This window comes from Pantoea sp. y20 (genome assembly GCF_054903455.1).
The window spans coordinates 2,765,212-2,780,667 of sequence record NZ_CM142816.1; the positions used below are offsets into that span (position 1 = coordinate 2,765,212).

Here is a 15,456-nt window from a genome sequence, read left to right on the forward strand (position 1 = left end):
GACAAGGATGTCGATGAAACACTCAACCTTCTCTTTTTATGTTGTTGCGCTGGGTGCCGGTTTAAGCGGCGCCCTGTTCATTCCGACGCTCAGCTTATTTCTGGCAGTTGAACTCAACGTAGCAGCTTGGAGAATCGGCGCCTTTTACAGCGTTAATGCGCTCAGCGGTATTGCGATGAGCTTACTGATTGCCCGTTATTCAGATCGTGTCACGCAGCGTCGCCCGCTACTGCTCTTGTGCTTATTCGCACAGGCGCTCAATGCGCTGCTGTTTATCTTCTGCCGCGATTATCTGCTGTTAATTTCGCTCGGCTCGCTGCTCAATGCTTGCGGCAGTGCGGCGATACCGCAACTGTTCGCGCTGGCACGGCAAACCCGCAGTGACAATGCTTTCAGCGCCATTTTACGCGCGCAATTTTCGCTGGCGTGGGTATTCGGCCCACCGCTGGCATTCTGGATTGTTCAGTTGGCCGGCTTCACCTGGCTGTATGCCGTCATGTTCGTGCTGTTACTGAGCGTGACGCTGCTGGCTGTCACCTTGCCGCCTGGCGAGCGGCTGGCAAGCGCTACTCCTGCAAAGCAACCGGACCGGCAGCCGCTGGGGCAAAACCTTTGCTTCCTGATGTTTGCCACCTTGCTGGTATGGAGCTGCAGCGCACTCTATCTGATTGCGTTTCCTTTGCATCTGGCAGAGCAGCCAACCTTGTCTGCCGACTGGAGTGGCGTGCTTTTTGGCCTCGCCGCGGCGCTGGAAATACCGATCATGCTGCTCAGCGCCAGCATGCTCAAACGCTGGGGTAAGAAAACGCAAATGCAGGCAGCCATGCTGTGCGGCATGATGTTTTATGTGGGAATTTACTTCAGTCAAAGTTTTATCCCACTGATGTTACTGCAAATTTTCAATGCCATTTTCATCGCTATCATCGCTACCGTTGGCATGTTCTGGTTTCAGGATTTACTGCAACATCGTCAGGGAATGGCGGCCACGCTGTATACCAATTCGATGTCCATCGGCGTGCTGCTGGCTGGCGTTTTACAGGGAATTATCACCACCGTCTCACCGCTGGCCATCTGGCCGGCAGCCTGTGTGCTGTTGGTGATGTCATTACTACTGATAACAAAGGTCGACAATGTTTAAACACCCTCATTCGTCGCGCACCGCTGCGCGCAACAAAACACATGGAGTGTACGTAAATGAATGTCTTAATTACTGGCGGTGCGGGCTATATTGGCTCACACATTGCCCTTAGCCTGCTGCAGAAAAACCATCGTGTGATCGTGCTGGATAATTTGTGTAATAGCTCACCGCTGGCCTTAACGCGTGTCGAAGCGTTAAGCGGAAAGAAAATGACGTTTCATCAGGGCGATATTCGCCGCCGCGCCGATCTAAATCTGGTATTTAGCCATCAGCCGATTGATGCGGTTATTCATATGGCTGGGCTGAAATCGGTAAATGAATCGCTGCAGAAACCGGTGAAGTATTATCAAAACAATATTGCCGGAACGCTAATGCTGCTGGAAACCATGAAGCAGCATCAGGTGAAAAAACTTATTTTCAGCTCATCCGCCACGGTTTATGGCATTCCGGTAAAGATTCCGCTGTGTGAGAACTGTGATACCGGCAATACCACCAACCCTTATGGCGCCTCCAAATATATGGTGGAGAAGATCATGGGTGAAGTGGTTGATGCACAACCTGAGTTAGCCATTACCGCACTGCGCTATTTCAATCCTGCCGGCGCACATCCCTCCGGCCAGCTTGGTGAGCATCCTGAAGGGATTCCCAACAATTTGCTGCCCTATCTGTTTCAGGTTGCCAATGGACTAAGAAGCCATCTGCCGGTATTTGGTGATGACTATGCAACGCCCGACGGCACCGGCGTGCGCGACTACATCCACGTGATGGATTTAGCCGAAGGACATATTCAGGCGCTAAATCATCTCAAACCGGGCTATCGCCATTACAACCTGGGTACCGGACAAGGCTACTCGGTGCTGGAAATCGTGCAGATGTTTGAACAGGTGAGCGGCCGAAGCGTGCCGCTCGATATGCGCCCGCGTCGTCCCGGCGATGTCGCCATCTGCTTATCCGATCCCGGGCAGGCGAAAAAAGAACTGGGCTGGCAAGCAACTCGCGGCCTCGAAGACATGCTGCGCGACGCATGGCGCTGGCATACGCAGAATCCGCAAGGCTATGTTGCTCAACCAACCGGGAGCGAAATCTGATGATGACGCGCGAAACGTTTTTACCTCACTACGAACGCCAACTCGCCGCGCTTAAAAAGCGCTTTACCTATCCCGCGACAGCAGACTGGCAACAAGCATTACGGCAGTTTAAACAGTGGCAAGTGGAACATCAGCCGCACGAGGTGTGCGTTGCGGAACTCTCTTCGATGTTCGCGGTGCCCACCAGCCGACTGACAGGTAATGAATGCACGCTCCATCGCGTCTGGCTCGGCGGACCATCACCACTCAACATCAACCGCACCATTGCCCAATGGCAACGCGCGATAGAAGCCAGTCGCAGTGATTTCCGGCAAACGCTATGGGTGTGGAATGCACAGCAGCTGGCGGCAGAGGATCGCTTCGTCGCTCAGCAGGGAAACAGCCCCTTTCATGCTGGCACGCTGTTTCTGCCTGATGCGCTGGTGCAGGTCAACAGCCTGAGCGCACTGATGCAGTCATTTGATGGCGCGCTGATCGATGTGCTGCAGCAACTGCATGACAAGCGCTATTACGCCACGCTCTCTGACTTCTTCCGCCTGGCGATTCTCAATCAGTGCGGCGGCGTTTATCTGGATGCCGATACACTTCCTGCTCGGCCTGCGACGCTGTTTCTCTGTCATCCTGAACTGCCTGATTTTACGGCAGAACAGCAGCAAATAAATTGGCTGAATCTCTTCACCGATGAAACCGGCATGATCATCAGTCATCAAAACAATCCGGTGTTGCAGAACTTACAACGGCGGCTCTGTGCGGTGTATCGCGGCTGGCCTCAGCCAATTCCAGCAAAAACGCCGGAAAGCGAACGCGCCATCTTCGAACCTTTTTACCAGTTATGGTGCGAGCAATTGCAGGTCACGCAGCTCAGCCATCAGGATTTCAGCCGGTTTGCCGTATGGGGTTTTGATGTTCAGCAGCATCGCGTGAGCGGGATTAAAGGCATGCGCCTGACGGAGGATATTCTCAGCGGTGAACGTCGCCCGCTAAGTGGTGAAGAGCAGCAGTATTATCAGCATACGATTACTCAGCTAGCACAACGCGACTGGCAATTAAGCGATCCTCTGCAGTTGGGTGAACTGGTACCTTTGCTTTCTGAATGCGATATCCTGCAAATTGCTTATGCACCGCAGCTGCGCGCTGAAATTCCCTATTATCACTATTACGGCGTGCTCTCTCAGGATCCGCAACTGGATAAAGTGAATGCATTATTCAGCGATTTTTTAATTGCGCTTACCGCAAAGAATATTAAAGCAGGTGATTTCTGGCAGCCGATTGATGGTCAGAAAGCGTCGCCACTGATCTTCAAACCGGGAAGTATTACAGACAAGCAAGAACAGCTCGCGATGGCGGAATTAATTTTCACCACCAGCTATCTGGAATACTGCTCGGTCGATAATATTTATGCCACTGATATAACCACCCTACAGCTGCGGCAAAATATCCAGCCTTTCCTGCAACAGATTGCCGTGATTTATAATCCGCAGGGAAAAATGGTGGGTTTCGTTAACGCTGCGCCGATTCAGGATTACGATCGCATCAAGGTGCAATATGGCTATCGTCAGGAGGTTTTTCCACTGGATGTGGCTTACGACAGTTTCGTGAATCAGCACCGCCAGCCGGATGATTTCTTCATTTGCAGCGTGGCGCTGCAGCCAGAGGAACAGGGAAAAGGCTATTTCAATCAAATTTTGTCAAAGCTTAAGGATCAAGCCAAACAGCAAAAAATGCGCCGCATCACCTTATGCGTCTGGCAATCGAACCCGGCAGCTATGATCTATCGCAAGAAAGGTTTTAAGGTGGTGAGCAGTATGAAACAGGAGGTTGCACGGTTTAGTGATGAAATCGTGTTTATGGCGCTAACGCTGTAATCCTTCCGCGATCAAATAATCCGGTGCGAATCTATTTTTATTCGCACCGGAAGCAACAGAAGCGCGGTGAAATAAGCAAAGTTTTAATCACCTTGATACTTATCAAATTTATTACGCCAGAAAACGGGCCTAATTGCGCTCCGGATTTGAAGATAAACACCGCCCCCTCCATTCCGGTAGCGATAATGAAATTAAAATTCTTCAGCTTTATTCCGCATGCACACAAATGGCATAACATCCGTATTTCCCGCAAAGGCGCTATTTCTCCCACCGGGCGAGCCTACTTCTCAACTCATGTTGAAGCACAATGTAAAAGCTGTGGCGAACGGCTGCATAAAATCTATTACCGCGATATTAGCGATGCGCAAGCCATACGCTGGTTAGGCTAATCATTGTTTTTTTAATAAAAAAAAAGCCCCGCAACATGCGTTGCAGGGCTATTGCGTGGCTATCGCAAAACTTATTCAGCCGGTTTGGTGCGAATCAGATAATCAAAGGCGCTGAGTGAGGCTTTTGCGCCTTCACCGCTGGCGATGATGATCTGCTTGTACGGCACCGTGGTGCAGTCGCCTGCGGCGAACACGCCTTTCAGACTGGTTTCGCACTTGGCATCAATGATGATTTCGCCCATCTTGTTGCGCTCAACCGCACCTTCCAGGAAGGTGGTGTTCGGCAGCAAACCAATCTGCACGAAGATACCGCTCAGCGCGATTTCGTGGCTGCTTTGGTTGTTACGGTCGATGTAGGTCAGGCTGGTGACTTTGCTGCCGTCGCCTTTCACTTCGGTGGTCTGTGCGTTCAGAATCACATCGACGTTTTTCAGGCTGCGCAGCTTGTCCTGCAGCACTTTGTCGGCGCGCATTTCGCTGGCAAATTCCAGCAGCGTCACGTGCTCAACAATACCGGCCAAATCGATTGCCGCTTCCACGCCTGAGTTACCGCCGCCGATCACCGCAGTGCGTTTGCCTTTAAACAACGGGCCGTCGCAGTGCGGGCAATAGGTTACGCCCTTGGTGCGATACTGCTCTTCGCCAGGTACGCCCATGTTGCGCCAGCGTGCGCCGGTAGCAATGATGATGCTGCGGGATTTTAGTACTGCGCCAGATGCGGTTTCAATTGCGTGCAGACCGCCCTCTTTCGCCGCAGGAATCAGCTTGATGGCGCTCTGGGTATCAATCACATCAACATCGTAATCATCAACGTGGGCACGCAGAGAACCGGCCAGCTTCGCGCCTTCGGTTTTCGGTACGGAGATGTAGTTTTCAATGTCTACGGTGTCCAGCACCTGACCACCGAAACGCTCGCCCATCAGGCCAGTACGGATGCCTTTACGTGCCGAGTAGATGGCCGCTGCTGCGCCCGCCGGGCCGCTGCCGACGATCAATACTTCGTAGGCTTCACGTTTGTTCAGCTCTTCCGCCGCGCGCTTGTCGGCGTTGGTGTCCACTTTACCGACGATTTCCGCCAGGCTCAGACGGCCCTGACCGAACTCTTTGCCGTTGAGGAACACCGCCGGCACGCCCATCACGTTGCGCTCGGTGATTTCGTTCTGGAACATACCGCCGTCAATCGCGGTATGGCTGATACGCGGGTTCAGCACCGCCATCAGGTTCAGCGCCTGTACCACGTCAGGACAGTTGTGGCACGACAGGGAATAATAAGTTTCGAAGTGGAAGTCGCCTTCCAAAGCCACAACCTGATCCAGCAGGCTCTGCGCTTCTTTCGAAGGGTGTCCACCGGTTTGCAGCAGGGCTAAAACCAGTGAAGTAAATTCGTGACCCATTGGCGAACCGGCAAAACGCGGACCGCTCTGGCTGCCTGGGTTAGTGATCAGGAAAGAGGGTTTACGCACCGGACGATCGTTCTCTTCGCGGAAGCTGACTTTGTCTGACAAGCCCGCGATATCGGCCAACAGAGAGCGAATCTCTGCCGATTTGGCGCCATCATCCAATGTGGCAATCAACTCAACCGGTTTCGTTAGTTTCTCAAGGTAAGCCTTGAGTTGGGTTTTTAAATTGGTGTCGAGCATAGTGAGTTCCTGTCATGAAAATCGGGTGCCGTAGCACCCGATAGAGAAAGATCGAATGGCAGCTAACTTAGATTTTGCCAACCAGGTCCAGTGATGGAGCCAGCGTTGCTTCGCCTTCTTTCCATTTTGCCGGGCAAACTTCACCTGGGTGAGAAGCAACGTACTGAGCGGCTTTCACTTTACGGATCAGGTCAGATGCGTCACGGCCAATGCCTTCTGCAGTGATTTCGATCGCCTGGATGATGCCTTGCGGGTCAACGATGAAGGTACCGCGGTCTGCCAGACCTTCGTCTTCGCGCATGATTTCGAAGTTACGGGTCAGCGCGCCAGTTGGGTCACCGATCATTGCGTATTTGATTTTCGCGATGGTGTCAGAAGAACCGTGCCAGGCTTTGTGGGTAAAGTGCGTGTCAGTAGAAACAGAGTAGATATCTACACCCAGTTTCTGGAACTCTTCGTGATGGTCTGCAACGTCACCCAGTTCGGTTGGGCATACGAAGGTGAAGTCAGCCGGGTAGAAGAAGAAAACACTCCATTTACCTTCAACGTCTTTCTCGGTGACTTCGATGAATTCGCCGTTTTTGAACGCTGCGTTTTTAAATGGTTTGATCTTGGTATTAATGATGGACATGGTGACCTCCGTTAAAAGATGTGATGCAGGCTACAGAATTTTCGGGCCAACTTCTAATATGCAGACGTTATCAATCAGATAACCAAAAGCTATCAAAGCGCCGACACCTGATTTCATGCGGCTCGCGGAGGCATTCTACACAAAAAGGGCGCGGTTCTGTCAGGCTTTATCTTTTTGCGGTGAAACTGCTAGTTTAAGCTGCGTTATCGCACGGATTTGTAGCGGCGCGATTTATCGCGCGTCATTCAGACGGAACAATCGTCAATTGTGCGCAATAAATTGCGCCGCTACGGCCTCTGCGCATCTCACATAATGGAGCTCTCAGGTGCATATACGTTTTTTTGACGAAGCCGATCGGCCTTTTCTGCGCACGCTCTATCTTGCCGCGCGACGCCATAACTGGACGTGGCTGGATGGCGATGATTGGCAGTTAGAAGATTTCGATGCGGTGATTTTGGGCGAAACCGTGCTGGTCGCTGAACTGAATGGGCATCGCGTGGGGTTTGCGGCGGTGCTGGATAATGACAACTTCCTGCATAGCCTGTATGTCGCCCCCGATGCGCAGGGACAAGGCGTGGGCAGCGCGCTGTTAGAAAAAGTGCAATCGCGATTTAGCTCGACGGGCGCCTTGAAATGCCTGCAACAGAATCAGGCGGCGATGGATTTCTATCTCAAACACGGCTGGCGGCGCGAAGCGGTTGGCGAGAGCGAGCAGGGAAAATATGTGCTGATGCATTTTCCGCTGGCGACGCGCACCAGCGGAAATGGACGCCGTTAAACGGCGCGGAACGCGATATCGCCAGGGATAATTTCTCCCTGCCAATAGAGCTGCGCCGCAACGCGACCCGCCAGCTGGCGGTAGAGCGCGGTGAAATCACTTTCCGGACGGCGCACCACGGTCGGTTCGCCATCATCCAGATCTTCACGCAGCGTAATGTGCAGCGGCAACTGGGCCAGCAAACGGGTGCTGTAATCTTCCACTAGCTTCTGCGCACCGCCGGTGCCGAAAATCGGCTCATGATGTCCGCATTGGCTACAAATGTGCATGCTCATATTCTCGATCACGCCCAGCACCGGCACGCTGACTTTCTCGAACATCACCATCCCTTTACGCGCGTCAATCAAGGCGATGTCCTGCGGCGTGGTGACCACCAGCGCGCCGGTCACCGGCACGTTTTGCGCCAGCGTCAGCTGAATATCGCCGGTACCTGGCGGCATATCGAGGATCAGATAATCGAGATCCGGCCACAGGGTTTCGTTGAGCAACTGCATCAGGGCTTTGCTGGCCATTGGACCGCGCCACACCATGGCGTTGTCGTCGGTGACCAGATAACCAATCGAATTGGTTGCCAGGCCGTGCGCCATAATCGGTGCCATGTGCGTGCCATCCGGCGAGGTGGGACGCTGATTTTCGGTGCCGAGCATGTTAGGGATCGACGGACCGTAAATATCCGCATCGAGAATCCCCACGCGCGCCCCTTCAGCGATCAGCGCCAGCGCCATGTTCACAGCGGTGCTGGATTTGCCCACGCCACCTTTGCCAGAACTCACGGCGATGATGTTCTTCACACCGGTTGCGCCCGGATGGTTTTTCACCCGCTTCAGCGTGGCGATGTCGTGGCGCAGTCGCCAGTCAATGGCGCTGGCGTCCGTCAGGCGCAGCAGTTCGGCGCTGGTTTGCGCTTTCAGCTCTTCAAAAGCGCTGGCCCACGCGAATGGCATCACCAGCTCGATATGCAGCTTGTCATCCAGCAGCGCGACATGGCGCAGGGCTTTCAGCGTGGTCAGGTTATGTTGCAGCGTCGGATGTTCAAAGTCACTCAACACGCCAATAACCAATGCACGCAGCGCCTCAGGTGAATGATATTGCTGGGATTGTGAAGTCATCCCCTCTCCTTGTTTATTCATCACGCCAGATTGCGGCGGTGTCTGTTCAATAATATCAGATAGGCGCTAAAAGTGACGTGGATGTCCAGCTGTGTTTACGCCAGAGGGTGCTTCGGTTAACATCTAACACCGATTTTTCTTCAACGGAACGCTACGCAAACATGACTCAAGTCGCTAAAAAAATTCTGGTAACGTGCGCACTGCCGTACGCAAACGGTTCAATCCATCTCGGTCACATGCTTGAACACATTCAGGCTGACATTTGGGTCCGTTACCAGCGAATGCGTGGCAACCAGGTTCACTTCATCTGTGCAGACGACGCTCACGGCACGCCGATCATGCTGAAAGCTCAGCAGCTTGGCATCGCGCCGGAGCAGATGATCGCGGAGATGAAACAGGAGCACGAAACGGATTTTGCTGGCTTCAATATTAGCTACGACAACTATCACTCGACGCACGGTGACGAAAACCGTCAACTGTCCGAGTTGATTTATGGTCGTCTGAAAGAGAACGGCTTCATTAAGAACCGCACCATTTCGCAGCTGTACGATCCTGAGAAAGGCATGTTCCTGCCGGACCGTTTCGTCAAAGGCACCTGCCCGAAATGTAAGTCACCGGATCAATATGGCGACAACTGCGAAGTGTGTAGCGCGACCTACAGCCCAACCGAGCTGATCGACCCGAAATCGGTGGTCTCTGGCGCGACGCCGGTGCTGCGCGATTCCGAGCACTTCTTCTTTGATCTGCCCTCTTTCAGCGCGATGCTGCAGGCGTGGACGCGTTCAGGCGCACTGCAAGAGCAGGTGGCTAACAAGATGCAAGAGTGGTTCGAGTCTGGCTTGCAGCAGTGGGATATCTCCCGCGATGCACCTTACTTCGGCTTCGAAATCCCTGGCGCGCCGGGCAAATACTTCTACGTCTGGCTGGATGCGCCAATCGGTTACATGGGTTCATTCAAAAACCTGTGCGACAAACGCGGCGATATCGATTTCGACGAGTTCTGGAAGAAAGATTCCACTACTGAGCTGTACCACTTCATCGGTAAAGACATCGTCTATTTCCACAGCCTGTTCTGGCCAGCGATGCTGGAAGGCAGCAACTTTCGCAAGCCAACCAATCTGTTCGTACACGGTTATGTGACGGTGAACGGCGCGAAGATGTCTAAATCGCGCGGCACCTTTATTAAAGCCAGCACCTGGTTGCAGCATCTGGATGCCGATAGCCTGCGTTATTACTACGCAGCTAAGCTCTCTTCACGCATCGACGACATCGACCTGAATCTGGAAGATTTCGTGCAGCGCGTGAATGCAGACGTGGTGAACAAAGTGGTGAACCTGGCGTCACGTAATGCCGGCTTCCTGACCAAACGCTTTGGCGGCAAGCTGGCGAGTGAACTGGCCGATCCCGCGCTGTATCAAACCTTTGTGGCGTCCTCAGAGAAGATTGGCGAAGCCTGGGCCAGCCGCGAATATAACCGCGCGATCCGTGAAATCATGGCGCTGGCCGATCTGGCAAACCGCTATGTCGATGAGCAGGCACCTTGGGTGGTGGCGAAGCAAGAAGGCCGCGATGCCGACCTGCAGGCGATTTGCTCCATGGGCATTAACCTGTTCCGCGTCTTGATGACCTGGCTGAAGCCAGTGCTGCCATCTTTGAGCGAGCGTGCCGAAGCCTTCCTGCAGAGCGAGCTGAGCTGGGATGCAATTACCCAACCGCTGCTGGATCATGAAGTGGCGCCGTTCAAAGCGCTGTATGGCCGTATCGAAATGACCAAAGTTGATGCACTGATTGAGGCCTCGAAAGAAGATGCGGCGGCGGCGAATAAGCCTGCAGCAACTGGTCCGCTGGCTGATGCGCCAATTGGCGACACCATCACCATTGATGATTTTGCCAAGGTCGACATGCGCGTGGCGCTGATCGAGAAAGCGGAGCTGGTTGAGGGTTCTGACAAGCTGCTGCGTCTGGAGCTGGATTTGGGTGGTGAGAAGCGTCAGATTTTCTCTGGCATTCGCGCTGCGTATCCGGATCCGTCGGTGCTGGTCGGCAAGATGACCATCATCGTCGCCAACCTCGCGCCGCGTAAAATGCGCTTCGGTATTTCCGAAGGTATGGTGCTGTCAGCGGGTCCGGGCGGCAAAGACCTGTTTGTGCTGTCGGTTGATAGCGGCGCAGTACCGGGCATGCCGGTTAAGTAACGGATTTCGTTGCCCTCACCCTAACCCTCTCCCGCGCGCGGGAGAGGGAACCGTTCAAAGCAGCCATTTAATTTTTCACTCCATTTTTGTTAGCCTGCTCCACCTAACCATTCCCTCGCCCGCTGGCGGGAGAGGGCTAGGGTGAGGGCTCAGGCAACATCAACTGCCGATATATCTCCTCCATCACCGCATCAAACTCTTCGAAAACCTGATGATTCCAGAATCTAATCACTCTCCAGCCACCTCGCTCTAAAAAAGCCGTTCGTTGTTGATCATAAATCTTCGCTTCATCTTCGTTATGCTGCCCGCCGTCTAGCTCAACTATCACCCTCCTTTCAATACAGGCGAAATCCACGATATAACCGCCAGTCGGATGCTGACGCCGAAACCTCACTCCGCATAAATTCCGATTACGTAAAAAACGCCACAAAAGATGCTCCGCTTCAGGCATTGCCTGGCGCAGTTGTCGCCGCCGCGTAATCGCTTTCATCATCGCCTCCCTTTCGCGATATCGGCTTACCCTACGCCATGTTTGCAGGAGGAAAATAACGCGATGAAAAAGCTGGAATCTGCATTCCAATGTGATCGCTAGCACGCTAATCGCTTAATGCGTATGATAAAGCGCTACGAAAACAGGAGCCTGACATGCCTGCCGTTCTCACTGCTTGTTGGCGCTATGTGCGCGCCTTCGTCATCATCTATGCGGCGCTTTACGCTGGAATGGGGATTTCTGCCCTGCTCCCAATAACCATTCCCGGCAGTATCATCGGCATGCTGCTGCTATTCCTGCTGCTGGGTCTGCAAATCATGCCGGTTGAGTGGGTGAAACCCGGATGCCATTTATTGATTCGCTATATGGCACTGCTGTTTGTGCCGATTAGCGTTGGTGTAATGGGCTATACCGATATCCTCACCGCGCAGTTTGGGCCGATTGTGGTGTCATGCATTGTCAGTACTTTTATGGTGCTGCTGATTGTCGGGCTCAGCGCAGAGCGCCTGCAGCGCCCGCAGGAGAAGCCGAATGAGTGATGCATGGTGGTCGCTGCCGCTGACGGTGATCGCCTATTTCCTGGCGCGTAAACTGGCGGCGAAAATCAATATCTCCATCGTTAATCCATTGTTAGTGGCGATGGCGATTGTCATTCCGATTCTGCTGCTGACTCACCTGCCATACACGCGCTATTTTGCCGGCAGCAGCCTGCTCAATCAGTTGCTGCAACCGGCAGTCGTAGCGCTGGCGTTGCCGCTGTATGAGCAGATGCATCAGATTCGTGCGCGCTGGAAAACCATCATCAGCGTCTGCTTCATCGGCAGCATCACGGCAATGGTGTCGGGCACCGCGATTGCGCTGTGGATGGGCGCAACGCCGGAAATTGCCGCCACCATCATGCCGAAATCTGTCACCACGCCAATTGCGATGGCGGTCTCCGCATCGCTGCACGGTATTCCTGCCATCAGCGCCATCTGCGTGCTTATCGCCGGCGTGCTGGGTGCGGTGTTTGGCCATATGCTGCTCAATCTGTTTAAGGTGAAAAACAAATCCTCGCGCGGGTTAGCAATTGGTAACGCATCGCACGCGTTAGGTACCGCGCGCGCAGCCGAGATCGATTATCAGGAAGGCGCGTTCAGCTCCCTTGCGCTGGTGATTTGCGGCATCATCACCTCGTTACTGGCGCCGCTGCTTTTTCCGCTATTAATGCATTGGTGGGGCTAAAACTTGCGAGAGATCTCGCAAAGTTGAAACAACCCAATCAGCTTGCATTGTCAGAGCGACTTGGATCACATATAAAACGTCAGGCGGCGCATCGCCGCTAACGCGTAACTGAGGTCATCCCATCATGCATTCACGATTCCTAACTGCTTTTTCTGCCCTGCCCGCTGCGCTGCAAGCTGCGATTCAGCCGCTGCTGGATGCGCCGGATTTCCATGGCGTATTGCGTCCGCAGGATGTCGCGCAACTGAAACAGCTTACCGGTCTGGATGATGATGCGCTGGCGCTGGAACTGCTACCGCTGGCGGCGAGCTGCGCCGTGGCAACGGTGTCTCACTTTAATGTCGGCGCGATTTCTCGCGGCGTCAGCGGCCACTGGTACTTCGGTGCTAACATGGAGTTTCTGCATACCCCGCTGCAGCAGACGGTGCACGCCGAGCAGAGCGCCATTACGCACGCCTGGCTGCGCGGTGAAGAGAAGCTGGCGGCGATTACCGTCAACTACACGCCGTGCGGACATTGCCGTCAGTTTATGAACGAGCTGAACAGCGGCACAGCGATTCGCATCAGCCTGCCGGGACGTGCGGTTAGCACGCTGGGCGACTACCTGCCGGATGCGTTTGGCCCTGCCGATCTGAACATCACCGAACGTCTGCTGACGCCGGTCGATCATGGTTTTGCGGTTGCAGGCGATGCATTGCAACAGGCTGCCATAACCGCCGCCAATCACAGTCACGCGCCATACAGCAAAAGCTACAGCGGCGTGGCGCTGCGCAGCCAGAGCGGCAAGGTCTTTACCGGTCGCTATGCGGAAAACGCCGCCTTCAACCCCAGCTTGCCGCCGCTGCAGGCTGCACTGATTTTGATGAACATGAGCAACGAAGCGCTGGAGACAATTCAGCAAGCGGTTTTGGCGGAATGTCAGGACAGCACGCTGAGTCAGCTTGACGCGACCCGCGCGACGCTTAAGGCGTTAGGATGTGAGGATTTCTCACTTACTTTAGTTTCGAAAACATCAGTTTAGTGATCCTTTTACCGCTTTTGTGACCTCCTGTTAACAAAAGCTGTACATCTGCAGGAATTTTCATAGGATCGGGCGCCAGAACCTCTTCACTTCAAGATGGACTGGCGTTACCTTTTCCCGGCGATACGTCAGAAAACACTGCAACCGGAGCAAGCACTGCATGGAACTCGACTACGAAAGTAAACGCCCGCTGTATATTCCTTATGCGGGTCCGATCCTGCTGGAATTTCCGCTATTGAATAAAGGCAGCGCCTTCACCCTCGAAGAACGTAACGAATTTAACCTCAACGGTCTGCTACCCGAAGCGGTAGAAACCATCGAAGAGCAGGCAGAACGTGCCTGGCGCCAGTTCCTGGATTTTAAAAACAACAACGACAAGCACGTCTATCTGCGCAACATCCAGGACACTAACGAAACCCTGTTCTACCGCCTGCTCGACAATCATCTGGAAGAGATGATGCCGATTATCTACACCCCAACGGTCGGCGCCGCCTGTGAACACTTCTCTGAAATCTACCGTCGCGCGCGTGGCGTGTTCATCTCTTATAACAATCGCGACCGCATTGAAGACATGCTGCAGAACGCCACCAAGCAGAATGTCAAAGTGATCGTGGTGACCGATGGCGAACGTATTCTCGGCCTCGGCGATTTGGGTATCGGCGGCATGGGCATCCCAATCGGTAAGCTGTCGCTGTATACCGCGTGTGGCGGCATCAGCCCGGCTTATACCTTGCCAGTGGTGCTGGATGTCGGTACCAACAACCAGCAGCTGTTAAACGATCCGCTCTATATGGGCTGGCGTCATCCGCGTATTACCGGCGAAGAGTATGAAGAGTTCGTCAATGAGTTTATTCAGGCGGTGAATCGGCGCTGGCCGAACGTGCTGTTGCAGTTCGAAGACTTCGCGCAGAAAAACGCCATGCCGCTGCTGGAGCGCTATCGCGATGAGATCTGCTGCTTCAACGACGATATTCAGGGCACCGCCGCAGTGACCGTCGGCACCCTGATCGCCGCCAGCCGCGCTGCGGGCAGCCGCCTGTGTGAGCAGAAAGTGGTGTTCCTTGGTGCCGGTTCTGCCGGTTGCGGTATCGCCGAGCAGATCATCGCGCAGATGAAGTCAGAAGGATTGAGCGATGATGAAGCGCGTGGCCGCGTGATGATGGTCGATCGCTTCGGTTTGCTCACCGACAAGCTGCCGAACCTGCTCAATTTCCAGAGCAAGCTGGTGCAGAAGAGCGACAGCCTGAAAGATTGGGACACCTGTAGCGACTCCATTTCTCTGCTCGACGTGGTACGCAACGCCAAGCCGGATATTCTGATCGGCGTGTCTGGCCAACCTGGCCTGTTCACCGAAGAGATCATTCGCGAGATGCACAAGCACACTAAGCGTCCAATTGTTATGCCGCTGTCGAACCCGACTTCACGCGTTGAAGCGACGCCAGCCGACATCATCGCCTGGACTGACGGCGCCGCGCTTGTTGCCACCGGCAGCCCGTTCTCGCCGGTCACCTGGAAAGGGAAAACCTATCCCATCGCCCAGTGCAATAACTCCTATATTTTCCCTGGCATCGGTTTGGGGGTTATCGCCGCGGGCGCCAGTCGCGTGACGGATTCGATGCTGATGACCGCCAGCCGCGCATTGGCCGACTGCTCGCCGCTGGTTAACGATGGCGAAGGTCCGGTTCTGCCGGAGATCAAAGACATTCAGGGCGTTTCCAAGCTGATTGCCATCGAGGTGGGTAAAGCCGCGCAGCTGGCGGGCGTGGCGGTGGTGACGTCGGAAGATGTATTGTCGAAAGCCGTCAGCAACAACTTCTGGCTGCCGCAGTATCGTAACTATCGGCGTACTTCGATCTGATAAATCCGTTGCCGGATCATTTAGATCCGG

14 protein-coding genes are annotated in these 15,456 nt (G+C 54.1%); 10 read left to right on the forward strand and 4 right to left on the reverse strand.

Going from position 1 to position 15,456, the window contains the following annotated elements; genetic code table 11:
• The first annotated feature begins 13 nt into the window (after window positions 1–13).
• The 4 genes from ACYAC5_RS12915 (at window position 14) to ACYAC5_RS12930 (ending at window position 4,480) form a co-directional block, all read left to right on the forward strand.
• The gene (locus ACYAC5_RS12915; protein WP_462061873.1) at window positions 14–1,138 is read left to right on the forward strand and encodes a sugar efflux transporter; all 1,125 of its coding nucleotides are present in this window, start codon (window positions 14–16) and stop codon (window positions 1,136–1,138) included.
• A gap of 56 nt (window positions 1,139–1,194) precedes the next feature.
• Entirely contained in the window at window positions 1,195–2,226 is a 1,032-nt protein-coding gene (galE, locus tag ACYAC5_RS12920) for a UDP-glucose 4-epimerase GalE (RefSeq protein WP_462061874.1), read from the forward strand.
• A complete protein-coding gene (locus ACYAC5_RS12925; protein ID WP_462061875.1) occupies window positions 2,226–4,091 on the forward strand; it encodes a GNAT family N-acetyltransferase in 1,866 nt (621 codons plus the stop codon). The genes galE and ACYAC5_RS12925 overlap by 1 nt, the downstream gene beginning before the upstream one ends.
• 185 nt (window positions 4,092–4,276) lie before the next feature.
• A complete protein-coding gene (locus ACYAC5_RS12930; protein ID WP_462061876.1) occupies window positions 4,277–4,480 on the forward strand; it encodes a hypothetical protein in 204 nt (67 codons plus the stop codon).
• A gap of 71 nt (window positions 4,481–4,551) precedes the next feature.
• On the opposite strand, the gene ahpF is transcribed toward ACYAC5_RS12930, so the two are convergent.
• Window positions 4,552–6,120 carry an alkyl hydroperoxide reductase subunit F gene (gene ahpF / locus ACYAC5_RS12935; protein WP_192411512.1) on the reverse strand — a complete coding sequence of 523 codons (1,569 nt, stop codon included), beginning with the start codon at window positions 6,118–6,120 and terminating at the stop codon, window positions 4,552–4,554.
• A 67-nt stretch (window positions 6,121–6,187) separates the two neighbouring features.
• Window positions 6,188–6,751, reverse strand: coding sequence for an alkyl hydroperoxide reductase subunit C (gene ahpC, locus ACYAC5_RS12940; RefSeq protein WP_101763328.1), 564 nt, complete (start codon window positions 6,749–6,751; stop codon window positions 6,188–6,190).
• 325 nt (window positions 6,752–7,076) lie between these two features.
• Here ahpC and ACYAC5_RS12945 point away from each other — a divergent pair, with 325 nt between their 5' ends.
• Window positions 7,077–7,529 (forward strand): N-acetyltransferase family protein, encoded by a 453-nt coding sequence (locus ACYAC5_RS12945; RefSeq protein WP_462061877.1) that lies wholly within the window; start codon window positions 7,077–7,079, stop codon window positions 7,527–7,529.
• Here the strand turns inward: ACYAC5_RS12945 and apbC are convergent.
• Window positions 7,526–8,638, reverse strand: a complete 1,113-nt coding sequence (gene apbC / locus ACYAC5_RS12950) for an iron-sulfur cluster carrier protein ApbC (protein WP_462061879.1) — start codon at window positions 8,636–8,638, stop codon at window positions 7,526–7,528. The genes ACYAC5_RS12945 and apbC overlap by 4 nt on opposite strands.
• Window positions 8,639–8,799: 161 nt before the next feature.
• Here apbC and metG point away from each other — a divergent pair, with 161 nt between their 5' ends.
• Window positions 8,800–10,833, forward strand: coding sequence for a methionine--tRNA ligase (metG, locus tag ACYAC5_RS12955; protein ID WP_192411508.1), 2,034 nt, complete (start codon window positions 8,800–8,802; stop codon window positions 10,831–10,833).
• A 136-nt stretch (window positions 10,834–10,969) separates the two neighbouring features.
• On the opposite strand, the gene ACYAC5_RS12960 is transcribed toward metG, so the two are convergent.
• Window positions 10,970–11,326: an endonuclease domain-containing protein gene (locus ACYAC5_RS12960; RefSeq protein ID WP_462061880.1), complete on the reverse strand. Its 357-nt coding sequence runs from the start codon at window positions 11,324–11,326 to the stop codon at window positions 10,970–10,972.
• A 152-nt stretch (window positions 11,327–11,478) separates the two neighbouring features.
• On the opposite strand from ACYAC5_RS12960, the gene ACYAC5_RS12965 reads away from it, so the two are divergent.
• From ACYAC5_RS12965 to ACYAC5_RS12980, 4 genes are all read left to right on the forward strand, one after another.
• A complete protein-coding gene (locus tag ACYAC5_RS12965) occupies window positions 11,479–11,862 on the forward strand; it encodes a CidA/LrgA family protein (RefSeq protein ID WP_110866616.1) in 384 nt (127 codons plus the stop codon).
• Window positions 11,855–12,547, forward strand: coding sequence for a CidB/LrgB family autolysis modulator (locus ACYAC5_RS12970; RefSeq protein WP_101763323.1), 693 nt, complete (start codon window positions 11,855–11,857; stop codon window positions 12,545–12,547). The genes ACYAC5_RS12965 and ACYAC5_RS12970 overlap by 8 nt, the downstream gene beginning before the upstream one ends.
• 124 nt (window positions 12,548–12,671) lie before the next feature.
• Window positions 12,672–13,568: a cytidine deaminase gene (gene cdd / locus ACYAC5_RS12975; RefSeq protein WP_462061882.1), complete on the forward strand. Its 897-nt coding sequence runs from the start codon at window positions 12,672–12,674 to the stop codon at window positions 13,566–13,568.
• A gap of 160 nt (window positions 13,569–13,728) precedes the next feature.
• A complete protein-coding gene (locus ACYAC5_RS12980; RefSeq protein WP_462061883.1) occupies window positions 13,729–15,426 on the forward strand; it encodes an NAD-dependent malic enzyme in 1,698 nt (565 codons plus the stop codon).
• The last annotated feature ends 30 nt before the right edge of the window (window positions 15,427–15,456 follow it).